Below are 14,706 nucleotides of genomic sequence, written 5' to 3'. Positions count from 1 at the left end.
TATTCAACAATATTTAACGTTCCTCTGGGGCGAGAGTTCTCACGGTAATCACCTGGGGAGGCGTTGCGTCGGGGGGATAAAAAAAGTCAATTTCGGCGGTGCGACTTGTGCCAGGGGGAATTTCCAGGGTGGCAAGGGGTTCTGAGCGTTGGCCCCGATGTTGTACTAGGTGGACATAGCGGGTGATTTGCCGTCGATATTCGTTGGGATAGTTGATGCGGACAGTGCCTCGATAGAAAACACGGTTGGGGGGCGATTCAAAAAAGGAAAGGCGATCGCTATGGAGATCATCTTTAATCGGCGTTTGAAACGTTAGCGACGTCCACTGATATTCATCGCTCGTATTTTCAAGGGGGAAAGTCAGTTTGTAGTGGACTAAATAGTTACCATGGCCCTGGAGCGCGGTATCAGGATAACGGGTGAGCATGGGGGCGCTTTGGACTTGGTCGGTGCCAAAGGTGCCAGTGCTGGTGGTGCTAATGGGGAAAGAAATCGCTTCGCCGGGGGCGGGGATTGCTAAACTCTCTGCGTCTGGATCGGTGACGGTGGCTTCCCACTGACTACCGACAGAAATACCTGCAACCCGGCCATAAATGATGCGACCAGGATCTTTACTGGGAACTGGGGGCAGATCCCGGGGTTCGACGAGTTGGCCTTGGGTGAGGAGCGATCGCCATTCATTGAGGCTGGGGGGACGGGAGCGGACAGCTTTTCCTTCGACAATACTGCCACTATTGCTAATACTGCTGGTGGCAATTTCTTCGCGGACTTCATATTTCGCTAAATTTGCCAAGTAAACGCTACCATCCGTTTCCACTTGTAAGTAGGTAGAGCGAGCACCGCTAACCGGGATCGGGAGATTCGCCAAAACCACGGTGCTGTAGGGGGGAATGCGTAGAATCTCTGGGAATTGCGTTTGGCTTTTGCCCCGGAGGGTATCGCTCACCAGTCGGGAGCCTGGGCCGGAATAGACATGACCCTGGGGATCTTCAACGAAGGGCAATAGTTCGCGGAAGGGGGCATCTTTACTATTGAGGTAACTAATGCCTTGGAGAATTTTGAGGGTGCGGGGGCTTCCAGTCGGATTGTTAACCAACAAGCCTTGGTACAGGGTGCGCTGCTCCGTGGCGGGACGGGAAATGTGGTGGGTAAAAATATCAAAGCGTCCTTCGAGGGGGGTTTCGAGGTGGGCGATCGCCTGGCTTTTTCCTGCCTTTGGGAAGGTCGATAATAAAATGCCTTCCTGGGCAATGACTTCAGGGCTGTTGCTGTTAAAGACGGGAATTTCATTGAGACTCCCCGGCAAAGGGCGCACCTCTTGGGGTTCCGTCACGATGGCCGCCGGCGATCGCCCCACAGAAGACCCCTGATCCTCCCCTGGTTGTGGTACTTGGTGGGGGAGTAACTCTTCCTTCGACCTGTTCTCTTGGGCCACCAATAAAGGGGCAGATTCCTGGGCAATGAGCAAAGAAGCAAACAGGTCAAACATGGACTCTATCAAAAAAGTAAATTTTAGAATAAACCAAAGTGCAGTGGCACTGAATCATTATCGCGGCTCTAAGTTCCCGACGCGCGGTGATCAATCAGTGGTCAAGGGGCACAATTTCAGACAAAACTGTAACTTCTTTGGCATGATGGGCTAGGGATTTTAATTGCTAAACAGTTGCTAAAACTCTCCACTCTAATCAGACTAGACCACAATGTTGAGAATTTTAAGGGTATTTTCACTATTAGATCGCTACATTATGGCGCAACTTGTGGGGCCTTTCCTGTTTGGGTTAGGAATTTTCACGAGTTTGGGCCTCACCATCGGCGTTCTCTTTGAGGTAATGCGCAACGTGGTCGCCAATGAAATCACCTGGGCGATCGCCTTCCAAATCCTCGCCCTCCGTCTCCCAGAATTTCTTGTCCTCGGTCTCCCCATGGCGACCCTACTAGGCACCCTCACCGCCTACAGTAGTTTGTCTTCCTTTAGTGAAATTATCGCCTTACGGAGCGTTGGTTTGCCCCCTTTACGGCTGATGTTGCCCGGTCTGCTTTTGGGGTTACTGATCACGGGCATCACCTTTGGCCTCAACGATTGGATTGTCCCCCAAACCACCAAACAAGCCAGCACCATTGCCAACATTGCTCAGGGCGAAGCAACCATTGACTACCAAGAAAAAAATATTATCTACCCCGAATATCAACGGGTAAAAACGGCCACTGGTAGCCGCGAAATCCTCAAAACCCTCTTTTATGCCGAGACCTTCGATGGCACCCAAATGAACAATCTCACCATCCTCGATCGAGCCGCCGTCGATACCCAAAGAATTATCACGGCTGCCGCTGCCCAGTGGAATGCCAATGAACAGGGTTGGCTGGTGCAGGATGGCAGTATTTATCAAATTGGGGCCAATGGTTCCTTCAGTGACATCGAGCAGTTTGAAACCAACTTTTTAAATCTGTCTGATGCCCCTTTGATCCTCGCCACCCGCTGTCAACGTCCCAGTGAAATGACCCTCCAGGTGATTGATGTTTGTTTAGAAAGCCTCAAGTTAAGTCGCAATGAAAGGCGGATCCGGACGCTCCAGGTGAGAAAACAAGAAAAATTTTCCGTCCCCTTCGTCTGTATTGTTTTTGCGATGGTCGGCTCGGCCATTGGCCTGCGCCCGCAAAACTCCAGTCGAGCGACCAGTGTTGGCCTATCGGTGGCCATCGTTTTTGCCTACTATCTCATTTCTGTGATTTCCAGCTCCATGGGAGTCTGGGGAACGATTACGCCGTTTATGGGGACGTGGTTTCCCAATCTCCTGGGGTTAGTGGCCGCAGGGACAATTCTCTGGCGGACAGGCTAGGCAATATTGTCGCAAACAAAAAAGAGGTAGGGGATGAACCTACCTCCAAAACGTTTTACTGAAAAGAATCAGTCTATGACCAGACCCAGGGTTTTAACCTAGTACTGTCTCAGCGGTTTTAACAACGTTGTCCACGGTGAAACCAAATTTCTCCATGACCAAACCACCAGGAGCGGAAGCACCGTAAGTATCAATACCGATGACAGCGCCTTCAAAGCCAACGTACTTGTACCAGCTCATGGTGGCACCAGCCTCCACGGCAACCCGTTTGGTTACAGCTTTCGGCAGGACGGACTCTTGGTAAGCGGCATCTTGCTCTTCAAAGCGTTCCACACAGGGCATGGAAACAACACGGACATTTTTGCCGTTTGCCCGGAGTGCTTTTGCTGCTTCGACACAAAGCTGCACTTCACTCCCTGTACCAATCAAAATCAGATCAGGGGTGCCTTCGCTATCGGAAAGGATGTAGCCACCTTTTTCAGCATTTTCGATGGAACTGCCTTCGAGGTTGGGGAGACCTTGGCGGGTGAGGGCTAAGAGGGTCGGCGTTGTCGCACTTTCCACAGCAACTTTATAGGCACCGGAGGTTTCGTTGGTATCTGCCGGACGATAAACATAGAGGTTCGGCATCGCCCGCAGAGAAGCAACATGCTCGATCGGTTGGTGGGTAGGGCCGTCTTCTCCAAGGGCAATGGAGTCGTGGGTCATCACCCAAATGACCCGTGCTTCGGACAGGGCCGATAAACGGATGGAATTCCGCATGTAGTCGGAGAACACAAGGAAAGTGGCTCCGTAGGGGATTAAACCTGTACCGTGGAGGGCGATGCCATTACAGATCGCGCCCATGGCGTGTTCCCGGACGCCGAAGTGGACGTTGCGGTTTTCGTAGGCACCTTTTTGGAAATCGCCAGAAACGTGGATTTCTGTCAGGTTGGAGTGAGTCAAGTCCGCAGAACCACCGATCAATTCTGGTAATACCGGGGCGATCGCATTCAGGGTTACTTCGGAGTGCTTACGGGTCGCAAGACCTTTATCGGCGGGCGTTGCGGTGGGTAAAGCGTCAGCCCAGTTTGCGGGGGGCTTCCCAGAAAGAATCCGCTCTAATTCTGCAGCCTCCTCGGCATATTTTGTTTTGTAGGTGGCCCATACTTGGTTCCACTCTGCTTCGGCGCTGGCACCCCGTTCAACGGCTTTCCGGAAATGGTTGAGGGCATCTTCAGGCACTTCAAAAGGCCCATAGTTCCATTCGAGGGATTTACGGGTCAGTTCAATTTCGTCGGCACCGAGGGCTGCCCCGTGTACACCAGCGGTATCTGCTTTGTTGGGGGAACCGTAACCAATGGTCGTTGTGATTTTGATCAAAGAGGGCTTGTCAGTCACTGCCTTAGCCGCTTCAATGGCTTTGGCGATCGCCTCAATGTCATTGTTGCCATCTTCGACATGGAGCACGTGCCAACCGTAGGACTCATAGCGCTTACACACATCTTCAGTGAAAGCAATGTCCGTGGAGCCGTCGATGGAAATATGGTTATCGTCGTAGAGGGCAATTAATTTGCCCAGACCCCAGTGACCCGCAATGGATGCCGCTTCCCCGGAGATTCCTTCCATGTTGCAACCATCACCCATAATCACATAGGTGCAATGGTCAAAAATTTTGGCATCGGGCTTGTTGTAGCGGGCTGCGAGGTGTGCTTCCGCGAGGGCGAGGCCGACGGCATTGGCGATCCCTTGGCCGAGGGGGCCAGTCGTAACTTCTACACCAGGGGTCTCGAAGTTTTCAGGGTGACCAGGGGTCTTCGATTTCCATTGACGAAATTGCTTGATGTCTTCGAGGGAAACACTGTCATAGCCAGCCAAGTACATCAAGGCATACTGCAGCATCGAACCGTGACCCGCTGACAAAACAAAGCGATCGCGGTTAACCCATTTTGGATTTTTGGGGTTGAACCGCATAAATTTGTCCCAGAGGGTGTAGGCCATGGGAGCGGCGCCCATCGGTAAACCGGGGTGACCAGATTTTGCCTTCTCGACGCCATCAATTGCTAGAAAGCGAATTGCATTAATACAAAGCTGATCTATAGATTGGGTTGCAACGGTCATAGTGAAAATTTCTGACAGTAAACGACAAATAAAGAAAAACTATAGGGAGTTGTTAGACCATCAAGAAGCGCAAATTGCCCTCCTCAAAATCCCCCCCATCATCCCACTGTTAGGATCACTGGGCAAGAATGATTCTGTCAAATCGCTAACATTTACTCGGACTAAATTTTTATTCCGGGCGATATTTCTTAAACGCAAGGGTAACGTTATGGCCGCCAAATCCAAAAGAGTTAGAAAGGGCAACTTCAACTGGGTGTTCGCGGCTTTCGTTGGGAACGTAATCTAAATCACAACCTTCCTGGGGATTTTCGAGGTTGATCGTCGGCGGAACGCGATCATTGGCGATCGCCATCACTGTGGCCACCGCCTCAATGCCCCCAGAGCCACCCAAAAGGTGGCCGGTCATAGATTTTGTCGAACTCACTAAAATTTTGTAAGCCTGGTCACCGAGGGCTTTTTTAATGGCTTTCGTTTCTGTGATGTCATTGGCTGGAGTGCTGGTGCCGTGGGCATTCACGTAGTTCACTTGGTTCGGAGCCAAGCCGCCATCCTTGAGCGCCAATTCAATCGCCCGGGTTGCCCCAGCGCCGTCGGGGGTTGGTGCCGTCATGTGGTAAGCATCGCAGGTCATGCCATAACCAACGATTTCCCCGTAGATTTTTGCCCCCCGTGCCAGGGCATGCTCTAGCTCTTCCAGGATTAAAATGCCCGCCCCTTCACCCATCACAAAGCCATCGCGATCTTGATCAAAAGGACGACAAGCGTGTTTCGGATCATCATTACGGGTCGATAACGCCCGGGCCGAGGCAAATCCCGCAAAACTGAGGGGGGTTACGGCAGCTTCGGTGCCCCCAGAAATCATCGCTTTCGCGTAACCCTGTTGGACGAGTCGGAAAGCTTCCCCAACCGCATTGGAACCTGCGGCACAGGCCGTCACAGTACAGCTATTGGGGCCTTGGGCACCGGTATGGATCGCCGTCAATCCCGCCGCCATATTAGCAATCATCATCGGAATCATGAAGGGGCTACAGCGGCTGGGGCCTTTCTCCAGGTAAATTTCCTGCTGGTCTTCCATCACCTTAATCCCGCCGACGCCAGTGCCGATCATGACGCCGATATCGGGGGCATTGTCAGCATTGATCTCTAGGCCAGCATCGGCGAGGGCTTGTTTACTGGCAGCCACGGCGAACTGGGAGAACCGATCCATGCGTTTCGCTTCTTTCTTGGGGATGAAATCGAGGGGATCAAAGCCTTTTACCTCGCCGGCAATGCGACAGGCGTGTTGGGAGGCGTCAAATGCGGTGACGGGGCCAATCCCATTACGACCGGTCATGAGTCCTTCCCAATACTCCTCTAGGGTATTACCAATCGGGGTGATCGCACCTAAACCGGTGATTACAACGCGATACGGAGATGAGTGTGCCATGGCTGATTTGAGTGGTTTTGCAGTGGGAAAAAAGGCTTGTGCATCCAAAGGAAGCGACAATCAATCATAAAAACTAGCGAGAAAGCCGCGATAACTTTTGGAAGTTCGCAGCTCTGGAAGTTGAGGTTAAACTGACTAGACTAAATGGCTTAGTTGGCGCCAGTTTTTTCAGCGATGATGTTAACTGCTTCTCCCACCGTAGTGATTTTTTCAGCAACATCGTCGGGAATATCGATATCAAATTCTTCTTCGAAGGCCATGACCAGCTCGACTGTGTCGAGGGAGTCTGCATCAAGGTCACTGATGAAGTTTGATTCGGGGCTTACGGAGTCAGCATCGACATCCAGCTGATCAACGATAATATTTTTAATTTTGTCAAAAATTTCCTGGTTCATTGATGATTCCTAAAAATCTACCTGAGCGGTTCCCATACTTTGTTAAAGAATATGAGCGCTCATAAATTTAGCATTTTGTTGTGCTGACTAAAAATAGACTTATTAAATTAACATAAGCTGGAGTTTATTGTATCGGATGCTGGTTCCCTTCCGAGGCGATCGCCGCAAAAATAATTTTTTAGAGATGATTGTCAGGGAGGAAGGCAAGTGGATAAACTGATTGGGGTATTTCAGAGAATATATAAAGCATGTCAGCCATCCGCACGCTACACCAACAACTCATTTCAAAGGAACGTTCTGCTGTCGAAATTTTGACGGAAACGTTTGCCCATATCGAAGCGGTGGAACCCAAGGTTAAAGCGTTTTTGACCCTGACTAAGAAACAGGCCTTGGCCCAGGCGGCACAAGTGGATGCAAAAATTGCCGCGGGGGAAACCATTGGCCTCCTAGAAGGCATTCCCATTGCGATTAAGGATAATCTCTGTACGAAAGGCATTCAGACGACCTGTGCTTCGCGCATCCTCGAAGGCTTTGTGCCGACCTATGAATCGACAGTCACCCAGAAGTTGCAGGAAGCTGGGGCGATCATGGTGGGCAAAACCAATTTGGATGAGTTTGCCATGGGGAGTTCGACGGAAAATTCTGGCTATCAAGTGACGGGCAACCCTTGGGATGTGACGCGGGTACCGGGGGGATCCTCCGGGGGGTCAGCGGCGGCAGTGGCAGCGGGAGAAGCGCCGATCGCCCTGGGTTCAGATACTGGCGGCTCAATTCGACAACCTGCTGCCCTCTGTGGGGTTGTGGGCCTTAAACCGACCTATGGCCTGGTGTCTCGTTTTGGCTTGGTGGCCTATGCGTCTTCTCTGGATCAAATTGGCCCCTTTGCGCGGACGGTGGAAGATACAGCAATTCTTTTAGAGGCGATCGCCGGCCATGATCCCAAAGATTCCACCAGTTTAGATGTGGATATTCCCCAATATAGTCAGTTACTCCAGCCAGAACTCCCCAAGGATAAGCCCCTCAAGATTGGCATCATCCAAGAAACTTTTGGGGAAGGGCTCGATCCAGAAGTGGCTGAAGCGGTTCAAAAGGCGATCGCCCAACTTCAGGAACTCGGTGCCGAAGTCGAAACCATTTCCTGTCCCCGCTTCCGTTACGGCTTACCCGCCTACTACATCATTGCCCCATCCGAAGCCTCTGCAAATTTGGCCCGTTACGATGCCGTCAAATATGGCACCCGTAATGCTGCAGCTGACAACCTTGTTGATATGTACACCCAAACCCGGGCCGCTGGTTTTGGCCCCGAGGTAAAGCGCCGGATTATGCTCGGCACCTATACCCTCTCCGCTGGTTACTACGATGCCTACTATCTCAAGGCCCAGAAAGTACGCACTTTAATTAAAGAAGATTTCGATCAAGCCTTTGCCAAAGTGGATGTGCTCATTTGTCCCACTTCCCCCAGCACCGCTTTCAAAGCTGGCGCAAAAACCGACGATCCCCTCAGCATGTATCTTTCTGACTTGATGACCATTCCCGTCAATTTGGCCGGTCTGCCCGCCCTGAGTCTGCCCTGTGGTTTTGATGCCCAAGGACTCCCCATCGGGATGCAACTGATCGGCAATGTTCTTCGAGAGGATCTCTTACTTCAGGTGGCCCATGTCTATGAACAGGCAACGGCTTGGCACCAGAAAGAACCCCAACTCTAAAAAGCCTTTACACAAAACAAATTTAACAAATTCAACTTATTCAGTCCCCCTCAATCACTGCAGGGGGATTTTTTTATGCCGTAAGTGACATAGCAAAGCCCTAATCATCCAGATCGAAAAAAAGCGAACAGATGACCTGTTCGCTAATCAATTAATCAAATATCAGTTGAAGCTATACCTATCTAGCAATAGGCAAGTTGATATAAATTACTTAACGCTTGCTTTTGCACCGGCATCTTCAAGCTGCTTCTTGATGGCTTCAGCATCTTCTTTGCCAGTACCTTCTTTGATGGGCTTGGGCGCAGATTCAACCATTTCTTTGGCTTCCTTAAGACCGAGGCCAGTGATGCCACGAACAACCTTAAGAACAGCGATTTTCTTGTCAGCGGGAACTTCGTCGAGAATAACGTCAAATTCAGTCTTCTCTTCAACTTCCTCAGCAGCAGCAGCACCAGGGGCAGCCATTACCATGCCACCAACGGGAGCAGCAGCGCTAACGCCAAAGGTTTCTTCGATTTGCTTAACTAATTCAGCTGCTTCAAGCAGGGTTAGAGATTGCAACTTCTCCAAAATTTCATCGGTAGTAGCAGACATTTAATCTATCTCCTTAGTGAATAAAAATTACGTTTAGAACAACGAGAAAATTAGGCCGCAACGATATAAATCATGCGACGTTGAGGGTTAGGCTGCTTCTTTTTCGGAAACAGCTTTGATGGCTCTGGCCAAAGAACCCGGTACTTCGTTGATGCCGATGGCGATTTTTGCAGTAACTGCATTGATCGCACCTGCAATCTGACCGTAAAGTTGGTCTTTGGTGGGCAGATCACCGAGGGCTTCGATTTGGTCACTGGTTAAAGCTTGACCTTCCATAACGCCGCCACGAAGTTCGGTTTTCTTCGTTGCTTTGCGGAATTCTTTGTAAGCTTTAACGGCGGAAGCAACATCTTCTCCAGCAATTAAAAATGCGGAGGAATCTTTTAAAAGAGATTGCACGGGTTGCCACGTTTCGTCACCATCAACGGCAATATGCATCAGCGTGTTTTTCGCAATTTTGCAATATGCCCCGGCAGGACGAAGACGGTTACGTAAATCAGTGATTTCCGCAACGGTTAAACCCTTGTAATCAATCACAAAAGTAAGTTGTGCATCCTTGAGCAGATCCTTGATCTCAGCAACCAATTCTTGCTTATCTGCTAGCGATTTTCCCATTCTGTTCTCACCTCCTTTTTGGGGAAAGGTTATTAAAGTAGGGACAAAAAAATAGACCCCAGCGACAATGCCAGGGTCACGCTCTTCTTCCAAGCAAACTTGGAAAAAAACTTGTTTAGTCTTGTAGCGTTTTACCTCGGCAGGATATTAAGCGATCGCCCCTGCTGTCTCTGGCATGAATACAAATCTATTTAATTGTTTTACCTAAGAGGGCCTAGGCTTTTTCTTCAATGGAAAGATCCCGGAGGGCGTTGATATCCACCTGGATCGAAGGTCCCATGGAAGCAGAGACATAAATGCTCCGCCAGTAACGACCTTTGGCCCCAGAAGGACGATTCCGGTCGATGGTTTCCTGAAGAGCCTTTAAGTTTACCAGAAGATCTTCCGCAGCGAAAGAGGATTTGCCAAAAAGCACGTGGACAATCCCTGCACGGTCAGCCCGGAACTCTTGTTTTCCTGCTTTAAAGGCGGCGATCGCCGTGGCGACATCCGTAGTCACAGTGCCACCTTTGGGCGAAGGCATCAAACCACGGGGGCCAAGCTGACGACCCAAACGAGCCACCTTCGGCATCATATCCGGCGTTGCGATCAAGACTTCAAAGTCCATCATGCCCTTCTGGATATCTTCGATGAGTTCCTCAGAACCAACGAGGTCTGCACCGGACTCCTCTGCAACCTTTACCTGTTCACCGCTAGTAATGACGGCGACCCGCACAGACTGGCCAGTACCTTTCGGAAAAGCAACAGTCGTTCTCAACTGCTGATCCGTGTATTTTGGATCAATCCCTAAACGGATGTGGGCCTCAGCCGTTTCATCAAACTTAGCTGTGGCAGTTTCTTTCAAAAGGGTCAAAGCTTCTAGAGGCTCATAGGCTCTATCTTCAACCTTCTCAAGCGCCTCACGAAGCCGACGAGATAATTTTTTTGCCATACTTACTCCTTGGGTACATAACGAGACACACGCCTCTCCCCAAACATAAAGATTAAAAACTTAACTGTTGTATCCAGTTTCCAAGCAGTTACTAATCCGTAACTGTAATGCCCATATTCCGCGCTGTACCGGCAACAATGTTCATTGCTGCTTCGATATCGTTCGCATTCAAATCAGGCATTTTAGTTTGGGCGATTTCCTGGAGTTGTGCCCGGGAGATAGAACCCGCCTTCTGCTTATTAGGCTGGGCAGAACCTTTCTCAACCCCGGCTGCCTTACGAATCAAGACAGAAGCGGGGGGCGTTTTCAGGATAAAGGTGAAACTCCGGTCTTCATATACCGAAATTTCTACCGGAATAATCATGCCTGCCTGGTCAGAAGTCTTTGCGTTGTACTCCTTACAGAAGGCCATGATGTTGACCCCATGCTGACCCAGGGCTGGCCCAACAGGAGGTGCAGGGTTGGCCTTACCCGCAGGCAAGGCTAATTTAATTACCGTAACAACTTTTTTTGCCATCGCTAGCTCTGTTTTTCCACTTGAGTAAATTCAAGTTCTACTGGCGTATCTCGACCAAAGATCGACAATAGAGCTTTCAGTTTGCTGCGCTCAGGGCTGACTTCAATGATCTCGCCTTCAAAATCCTTAAAAGGACCAGAAAGCACAAGAATTTTGTCGCCAATGGCCATATCGACTTTGACAGTCGGTTCAACAACCTGAGCTTGTTTAAAGATGCGCTCTACTTCAGACTTACTGAGAGGCACGGGTTTAACATGGCCCCGTCCCCGACCGTAGCTACGCTTTTGTTCAGCCCCAACAAAATTAATCACATGGGGCGTATTTTTGATAACCTGCCAAGCTTCATCATCTAGGGTCATCTGAATCAAGACATAACCAGGAAAAACTTTTTCTTCTCCATGTTGCCGACTGCCATCCTTACGGATTTTGACGGTTGGGGTTTGGGGAATCTGAACCTGAAAGATCCGATCCGCCACATCGAGAGTATGAATCCGTTGTTCAAGGTTTGCTTTGACTCTTTGTTCGCACCCAGATGCAACTTGGACGGCATACCAACGCGGTTTGGGTCCAGCTTGCGTTCCTGTGTATTCTTCTGAATGTTCCATAGAAAGTTAAAGAGTCTTTTAAAATACAGCACCTGAAACGAAAATGAAGAGATTGTCCACGACGTAGACAACAGTCGCAACAAGAATCACCATCAAAATGACAGCGGCAGATTCACTAATGAGCTGCTGGCGAGAGGGCCAAACAACCTTAGCTAGTTCTTCTTTTGTTTCATTGGCGTATTTCGTAACATCGAAACCTTCGGGCTTATTGGCTTCAGTCTCGACGGTCTTCTTTGTTTTGGCCACAATCAGAAACTCCTCCCAGAGCCACTGCAATACTTCAACTAAAGTTTAATGTAAATTGAAACGCGCCCTGGAGGACTCGAACCCCCGACATCAGGTTTTGGAGACCTGCGTTCTACCAACTGAACTAAGGACGCTTGGGTACTTGCTCTTAACAAGCCTTAGCAATCTTAGCACAGGTGGCAGGCTTTGTGCAAAACATTTTGAGCGAATCAAATGGATTACAAAAAGCCTAGATCGGGCGATCGAAACGTTGCTTGATCCGAGTTGCCTTACCAACGCGATCGCGCAAGTAATACAGTTTAGCCCGGCGGACTTTACCACGACGGATAACTTTGATGTTATCAACGAGGGGAGAGTGCAACAGGAAGACCCGTTCAACACCAATCCCTTGGAAGATTTTACGCACAGTGATGGTTTCGTTAATCCCACCATTGCGCATGGCAATAACGGTACCTTCGTAGGGCTGAACCCGTTCTTTGGTACCTTCCTTGATTTTGACTCCGACTCGAACGGTGTCGCCCACGTGGATGGTCGGGAGATCATCCTTGAGCTGTTCCGCTTCGATGGAGCGAATGATTGCTTCAGCGTTCATGGTTTTTCAAAAAACTCACAATTTATCAGTATATGTACAATACAACTTAAAGTCAAAGTAAAACCTAATTTCTAAAACTTGCTAGCTTCAAAGAAAAAAGTGAGCCAAAATTGACCCACTTTCAATACTAATTTTTTGCTCTCAGAAGCAATATGTGTGAGGAATTAGACTTGGTTTCTTTCAGTCTTAGAAGCTAAAGGTAGTACGTACAGAACCCACGACAACGGTGTCATTATCGTCATTTTGGTTGGGGTTGAATACGACATAAGCACCAGGAGTAATGGTGATGTTGTCGTTGAGCTTGTAACGGTACTGAAGTTCAGCGAGATAGCTGCTGTCGCTGTCATCGTTGTAGTTCACTTCAATTTGACCGAAGTCAATGTTCCCGCTAGTGAGCTTAGGTGTTTGACCGAAGATCAAACCAAGGACATTACCTTCGCCACCGACATCAAGTAAAGCTGCGTTGACAGCCCAGTTCCAAACATCAAAGTTACCAGTGACATTAGGATCTTCGATGTCTGCGGTAGTGTAACCAACCCAACCGCCAAGGTTGAATTTGTCACCAATTAGCCAGCTACCTTGTAAACCAAAGTTGTTAGAAGAAACAGCCAGGGAGTTAAAGGTGGGGTCGTTAGCAATGACGCTGCCAGTGCTACCGCTCAAGTTAACATCGCCCGCTTTTTGGTAGCGGTTGGCATAGAAGGCGGAGAACATAATGTCATCAGCCGGTTTGAAGTCAAGCTGAGCACCTGCGGTGTAGTTGCCGTTAAAAAGACCATTCTTTTCAGCAGGATTGTTCACATCGCCATCATCTGCTAGGTAAGCTGCAGAGAAAGTGAATTTTTCGCCGAGGTCAAAGTTGAAACCAGCACCAGCGCCATCGGGGCCACGGTAGATGGGGTTAAAGCGACCAAAACGGGATAGTGCGCCGGAACCACTGCTCTCAAAGTAGGGGCTAGTCGCGTCAAAGATATCGTCGATGCCCATGCCGACTGCACCAACATAAGCTGTGACGTTATCACCAACGGGGAAGCGGTAGAACAATTTACCGATTTCGACATCATTGCCGTTGTCAGTGTCAAAGCCAAGGCGAGCAGAATCTACACCAGTGGCATCATCAAAGGCAGTGATATTACCAGCTTCAAGGCGAGTGCGGAGGCGATCGCGGCCAGTAAAGCTAGTGTCAAGGTTTAGACGAACACGATTGCTGAAAGTGAATTCATCATCAATATCATCATTATCAGCAAGTCCAGTGAAGAAATCTTGTAAGTCTCCGTCGTCTCCAAGACCAAAGGAAAACCCTAGATCATCTTCGTCGATGCCAAGACCTACGAAAAATTCTTTGAGAAGCTCTCTCTCTTCAGAAGAAATATCTTGATAATCAGCTACATCAAATAACTCTTCAAAGGTAACAGTCTCAGGATTGAAGTCTCCACCAGGAAATTCAATAGAATCAAGTGCTAAAGGCGAAGCTTTCTCTTCACCAAAAGCACCGCCGAGGTTGAAGATTACTTCTCCACCGAGTTTAGTGGTAGTGGAGAATTGGTTGTCTTCGAGGAATTCAACGCGGCCTTCGAGGTCATCAACGCGAGCACCGAGGGTCGCAAGTTCTGCCTCAAATTCGTTTACGAGACGACGGAGAGCAGCCAAATCTTCAGCGGTGACTTCGCCAGTACCACTTTGGATCATCCGCTCGATTTGCTGTAAACAAGCATTTAGACCAGCAGCAAATTCATAACGGCTGAGGGGACGGCTACCACGGAAAGTGCCATCGGGATAACCAACGATACAGTTGTAGTTTTCGACTAGGTTGCGCAGTGCGTCAAAGGCCCAGTCAGAAGGAGAAACATCGCTGAGTTGGAAAACGCTATTAACCTGAGCGATGTCGTCTTGGCTATAGCTGTTGATTTGATCGAGAAGTTCAGTGTTGGCTTGGGCAGTGCCAGAAAAAGCTACGGTTGCACCTAGGGCAACGGAAGCGCCACTGAGAAAAGTTCTCACTGTTTTAGACATATTCGATTGAACCTCACACCTGAGATATTTTTTGACTTTGAGCTTGGGCATTTATGTTATTGATAAGCATGCTTTATTACTGCAAATCATTTTCAAAACGCCGCTTAGCAGTATAGCACCAGAAATGGG

General features: G+C 49.3%; 14 protein-coding genes, 1 tRNA gene and 1 other annotated feature. Of the genes, 2 read left to right on the top strand and 13 right to left on the bottom strand.

All coding sequences use genetic code 11. The features are described from left to right. Positions 1-13: 13 nt before the first annotated feature. Positions 14-1,489, bottom strand: coding sequence for a DUF3370 domain-containing protein (locus AACR41_RS06595; protein ID WP_030007225.1), 1,476 nt, complete (start codon positions 1,487-1,489; stop codon positions 14-16). Positions 1,490-1,745: 256 nt separating this feature from the next. Here AACR41_RS06595 and AACR41_RS06590 point away from each other — a divergent pair, with 256 nt between their 5' ends. After that, the gene (locus tag AACR41_RS06590; RefSeq protein WP_229364885.1) at positions 1,746-2,837 is read left to right on the top strand and encodes an LptF/LptG family permease; all 1,092 of its coding nucleotides are present in this window, start codon (positions 1,746-1,748) and stop codon (positions 2,835-2,837) included. Positions 2,838-2,930: 93 nt separating this feature from the next. On the opposite strand, the gene tkt is transcribed toward AACR41_RS06590, so the two are convergent. The 3 genes from tkt to acpP form a co-directional block, all read right to left on the bottom strand. Beyond that, complete coding sequence (gene tkt, locus AACR41_RS06585) at positions 2,931-4,937, bottom strand: transketolase (RefSeq protein ID WP_030007223.1); 2,007 nt, start codon at positions 4,935-4,937, stop codon at positions 2,931-2,933. 169 nt (positions 4,938-5,106) lie between these two features. Next, positions 5,107-6,363: a beta-ketoacyl-ACP synthase II gene (gene fabF / locus AACR41_RS06580; RefSeq protein ID WP_030007222.1), complete on the bottom strand. Its 1,257-nt coding sequence runs from the start codon at positions 6,361-6,363 to the stop codon at positions 5,107-5,109. Between the two features lie 149 nt (positions 6,364-6,512). Continuing rightward, on the bottom strand, positions 6,513-6,758 hold the full coding sequence (gene acpP / locus AACR41_RS06575; protein ID WP_012306651.1) for an acyl carrier protein: 246 nt from the start codon (positions 6,756-6,758) through the stop codon (positions 6,513-6,515). Between the two features lie 248 nt (positions 6,759-7,006). Here acpP and gatA point away from each other — a divergent pair, with 248 nt between their 5' ends. Beyond that, a complete protein-coding gene (gene gatA / locus AACR41_RS06570) occupies positions 7,007-8,464 on the top strand; it encodes an Asp-tRNA(Asn)/Glu-tRNA(Gln) amidotransferase subunit GatA (RefSeq protein WP_030007221.1) in 1,458 nt (485 codons plus the stop codon). A 207-nt stretch (positions 8,465-8,671) separates the two neighbouring features. Here gatA and rplL read toward each other — a convergent pair whose 3' ends face one another. The 9 genes from rplL to AACR41_RS06525 all read right to left on the bottom strand — a co-directional run bounded on the left by rplL (position 8,672) and on the right by AACR41_RS06525 (position 14,577). Then, entirely contained in the window at positions 8,672-9,058 is a 387-nt protein-coding gene (gene rplL, locus AACR41_RS06565) for a 50S ribosomal protein L7/L12 (RefSeq protein WP_030007220.1), read from the bottom strand. 87 nt (positions 9,059-9,145) lie between these two features. Further along, positions 9,146-9,673, bottom strand: a complete 528-nt coding sequence (gene rplJ, locus AACR41_RS06560; RefSeq protein WP_012306654.1) for a 50S ribosomal protein L10 — start codon at positions 9,671-9,673, stop codon at positions 9,146-9,148. Positions 9,674-9,712: 39 nt separating this feature from the next. After that, positions 9,713-9,865: a sequence feature (ribosomal protein L10 leader region), on the bottom strand. A gap of 22 nt (positions 9,866-9,887) precedes the next feature. Further along, positions 9,888-10,604: a 50S ribosomal protein L1 gene (gene rplA, locus AACR41_RS06555; RefSeq protein ID WP_030007219.1), complete on the bottom strand. Its 717-nt coding sequence runs from the start codon at positions 10,602-10,604 to the stop codon at positions 9,888-9,890. Positions 10,605-10,695: 91 nt separating this feature from the next. Next, positions 10,696-11,121 (bottom strand): 50S ribosomal protein L11, encoded by a 426-nt coding sequence (rplK, locus tag AACR41_RS06550; protein ID WP_012306656.1) that lies wholly within the window; start codon positions 11,119-11,121, stop codon positions 10,696-10,698. Between the two features lie 2 nt (positions 11,122-11,123). After that, positions 11,124-11,726 carry a transcription termination/antitermination protein NusG gene (nusG, locus tag AACR41_RS06545; protein ID WP_012306657.1) on the bottom strand — a complete coding sequence of 201 codons (603 nt, stop codon included), beginning with the start codon at positions 11,724-11,726 and terminating at the stop codon, positions 11,124-11,126. Between the two features lie 18 nt (positions 11,727-11,744). Then, positions 11,745-11,972, bottom strand: a complete 228-nt coding sequence (secE, locus tag AACR41_RS06540; RefSeq protein WP_030007218.1) for a preprotein translocase subunit SecE — start codon at positions 11,970-11,972, stop codon at positions 11,745-11,747. Positions 11,973-12,033: 61 nt separating this feature from the next. After that, positions 12,034-12,106: transfer RNA gene (locus tag AACR41_RS06535), tRNA-Trp, on the bottom strand. A gap of 95 nt (positions 12,107-12,201) precedes the next feature. After that, positions 12,202-12,564: a 50S ribosomal protein L19 gene (gene rplS / locus AACR41_RS06530; RefSeq protein WP_012306659.1), complete on the bottom strand. Its 363-nt coding sequence runs from the start codon at positions 12,562-12,564 to the stop codon at positions 12,202-12,204. A 186-nt stretch (positions 12,565-12,750) separates the two neighbouring features. Beyond that, positions 12,751-14,577, bottom strand: coding sequence for an iron uptake porin (locus AACR41_RS06525; protein ID WP_030007217.1), 1,827 nt, complete (start codon positions 14,575-14,577; stop codon positions 12,751-12,753). Between the last annotated feature and the right edge of the window lie 129 nt (positions 14,578-14,706).

This window comes from Picosynechococcus sp. NKBG042902, assembly GCF_963864045.1.
Classification (GTDB): Bacteria; Cyanobacteriota; Cyanobacteriia; order Cyanobacteriales; family MRBY01; genus MRBY01.
The sequence above is the reverse complement of the archived record's forward strand: the minus strand, read 5'-3'. Positions and strand labels throughout refer to the sequence as shown.

What these genes read in the sequence shown, in the direction of transcription:
- AACR41_RS06595 (WP_030007225.1), bottom strand. Translation starts at nt 1,489, where the DNA reads ATGTTTGACCTGTTTGCTTCTTTGCTCATTGCCCAGGAATCTGCCCCT.
- AACR41_RS06590 (WP_229364885.1), top strand. Translation starts at nt 1,746, where the DNA reads ATGGCGCAACTTGTGGGGCCTTTCCTGTTTGGGTTAGGAATTTTCACG.
- tkt (WP_030007223.1), bottom strand. Translation starts at nt 4,937, where the DNA reads ATGACCGTTGCAACCCAATCTATAGATCAGCTTTGTATTAATGCAATT.
- fabF (WP_030007222.1), bottom strand. Translation starts at nt 6,363, where the DNA reads ATGGCACACTCATCTCCGTATCGCGTTGTAATCACCGGTTTAGGTGCG.
- acpP (WP_012306651.1), bottom strand. Translation starts at nt 6,758, where the DNA reads ATGAACCAGGAAATTTTTGACAAAATTAAAAATATTATCGTTGATCAG.
- gatA (WP_030007221.1), top strand. Translation starts at nt 7,007, where the DNA reads ATGTCAGCCATCCGCACGCTACACCAACAACTCATTTCAAAGGAACGT.
- rplL (WP_030007220.1), bottom strand. Translation starts at nt 9,058, where the DNA reads ATGTCTGCTACTACCGATGAAATTTTGGAGAAGTTGCAATCTCTAACC.
- rplJ (WP_012306654.1), bottom strand. Translation starts at nt 9,673, where the DNA reads ATGGGAAAATCGCTAGCAGATAAGCAAGAATTGGTTGCTGAGATCAAG.
- rplA (WP_030007219.1), bottom strand. Translation starts at nt 10,604, where the DNA reads ATGGCAAAAAAATTATCTCGTCGGCTTCGTGAGGCGCTTGAGAAGGTT.
- rplK (WP_012306656.1), bottom strand. Translation starts at nt 11,121, where the DNA reads ATGGCAAAAAAAGTTGTTACGGTAATTAAATTAGCCTTGCCTGCGGGT.
- nusG (WP_012306657.1), bottom strand. Translation starts at nt 11,726, where the DNA reads ATGGAACATTCAGAAGAATACACAGGAACGCAAGCTGGACCCAAACCG.
- rplS (WP_012306659.1), bottom strand. Translation starts at nt 12,564, where the DNA reads ATGAACGCTGAAGCAATCATTCGCTCCATCGAAGCGGAACAGCTCAAG.
- AACR41_RS06525 (WP_030007217.1), bottom strand. Translation starts at nt 14,577, where the DNA reads ATGTCTAAAACAGTGAGAACTTTTCTCAGTGGCGCTTCCGTTGCCCTA.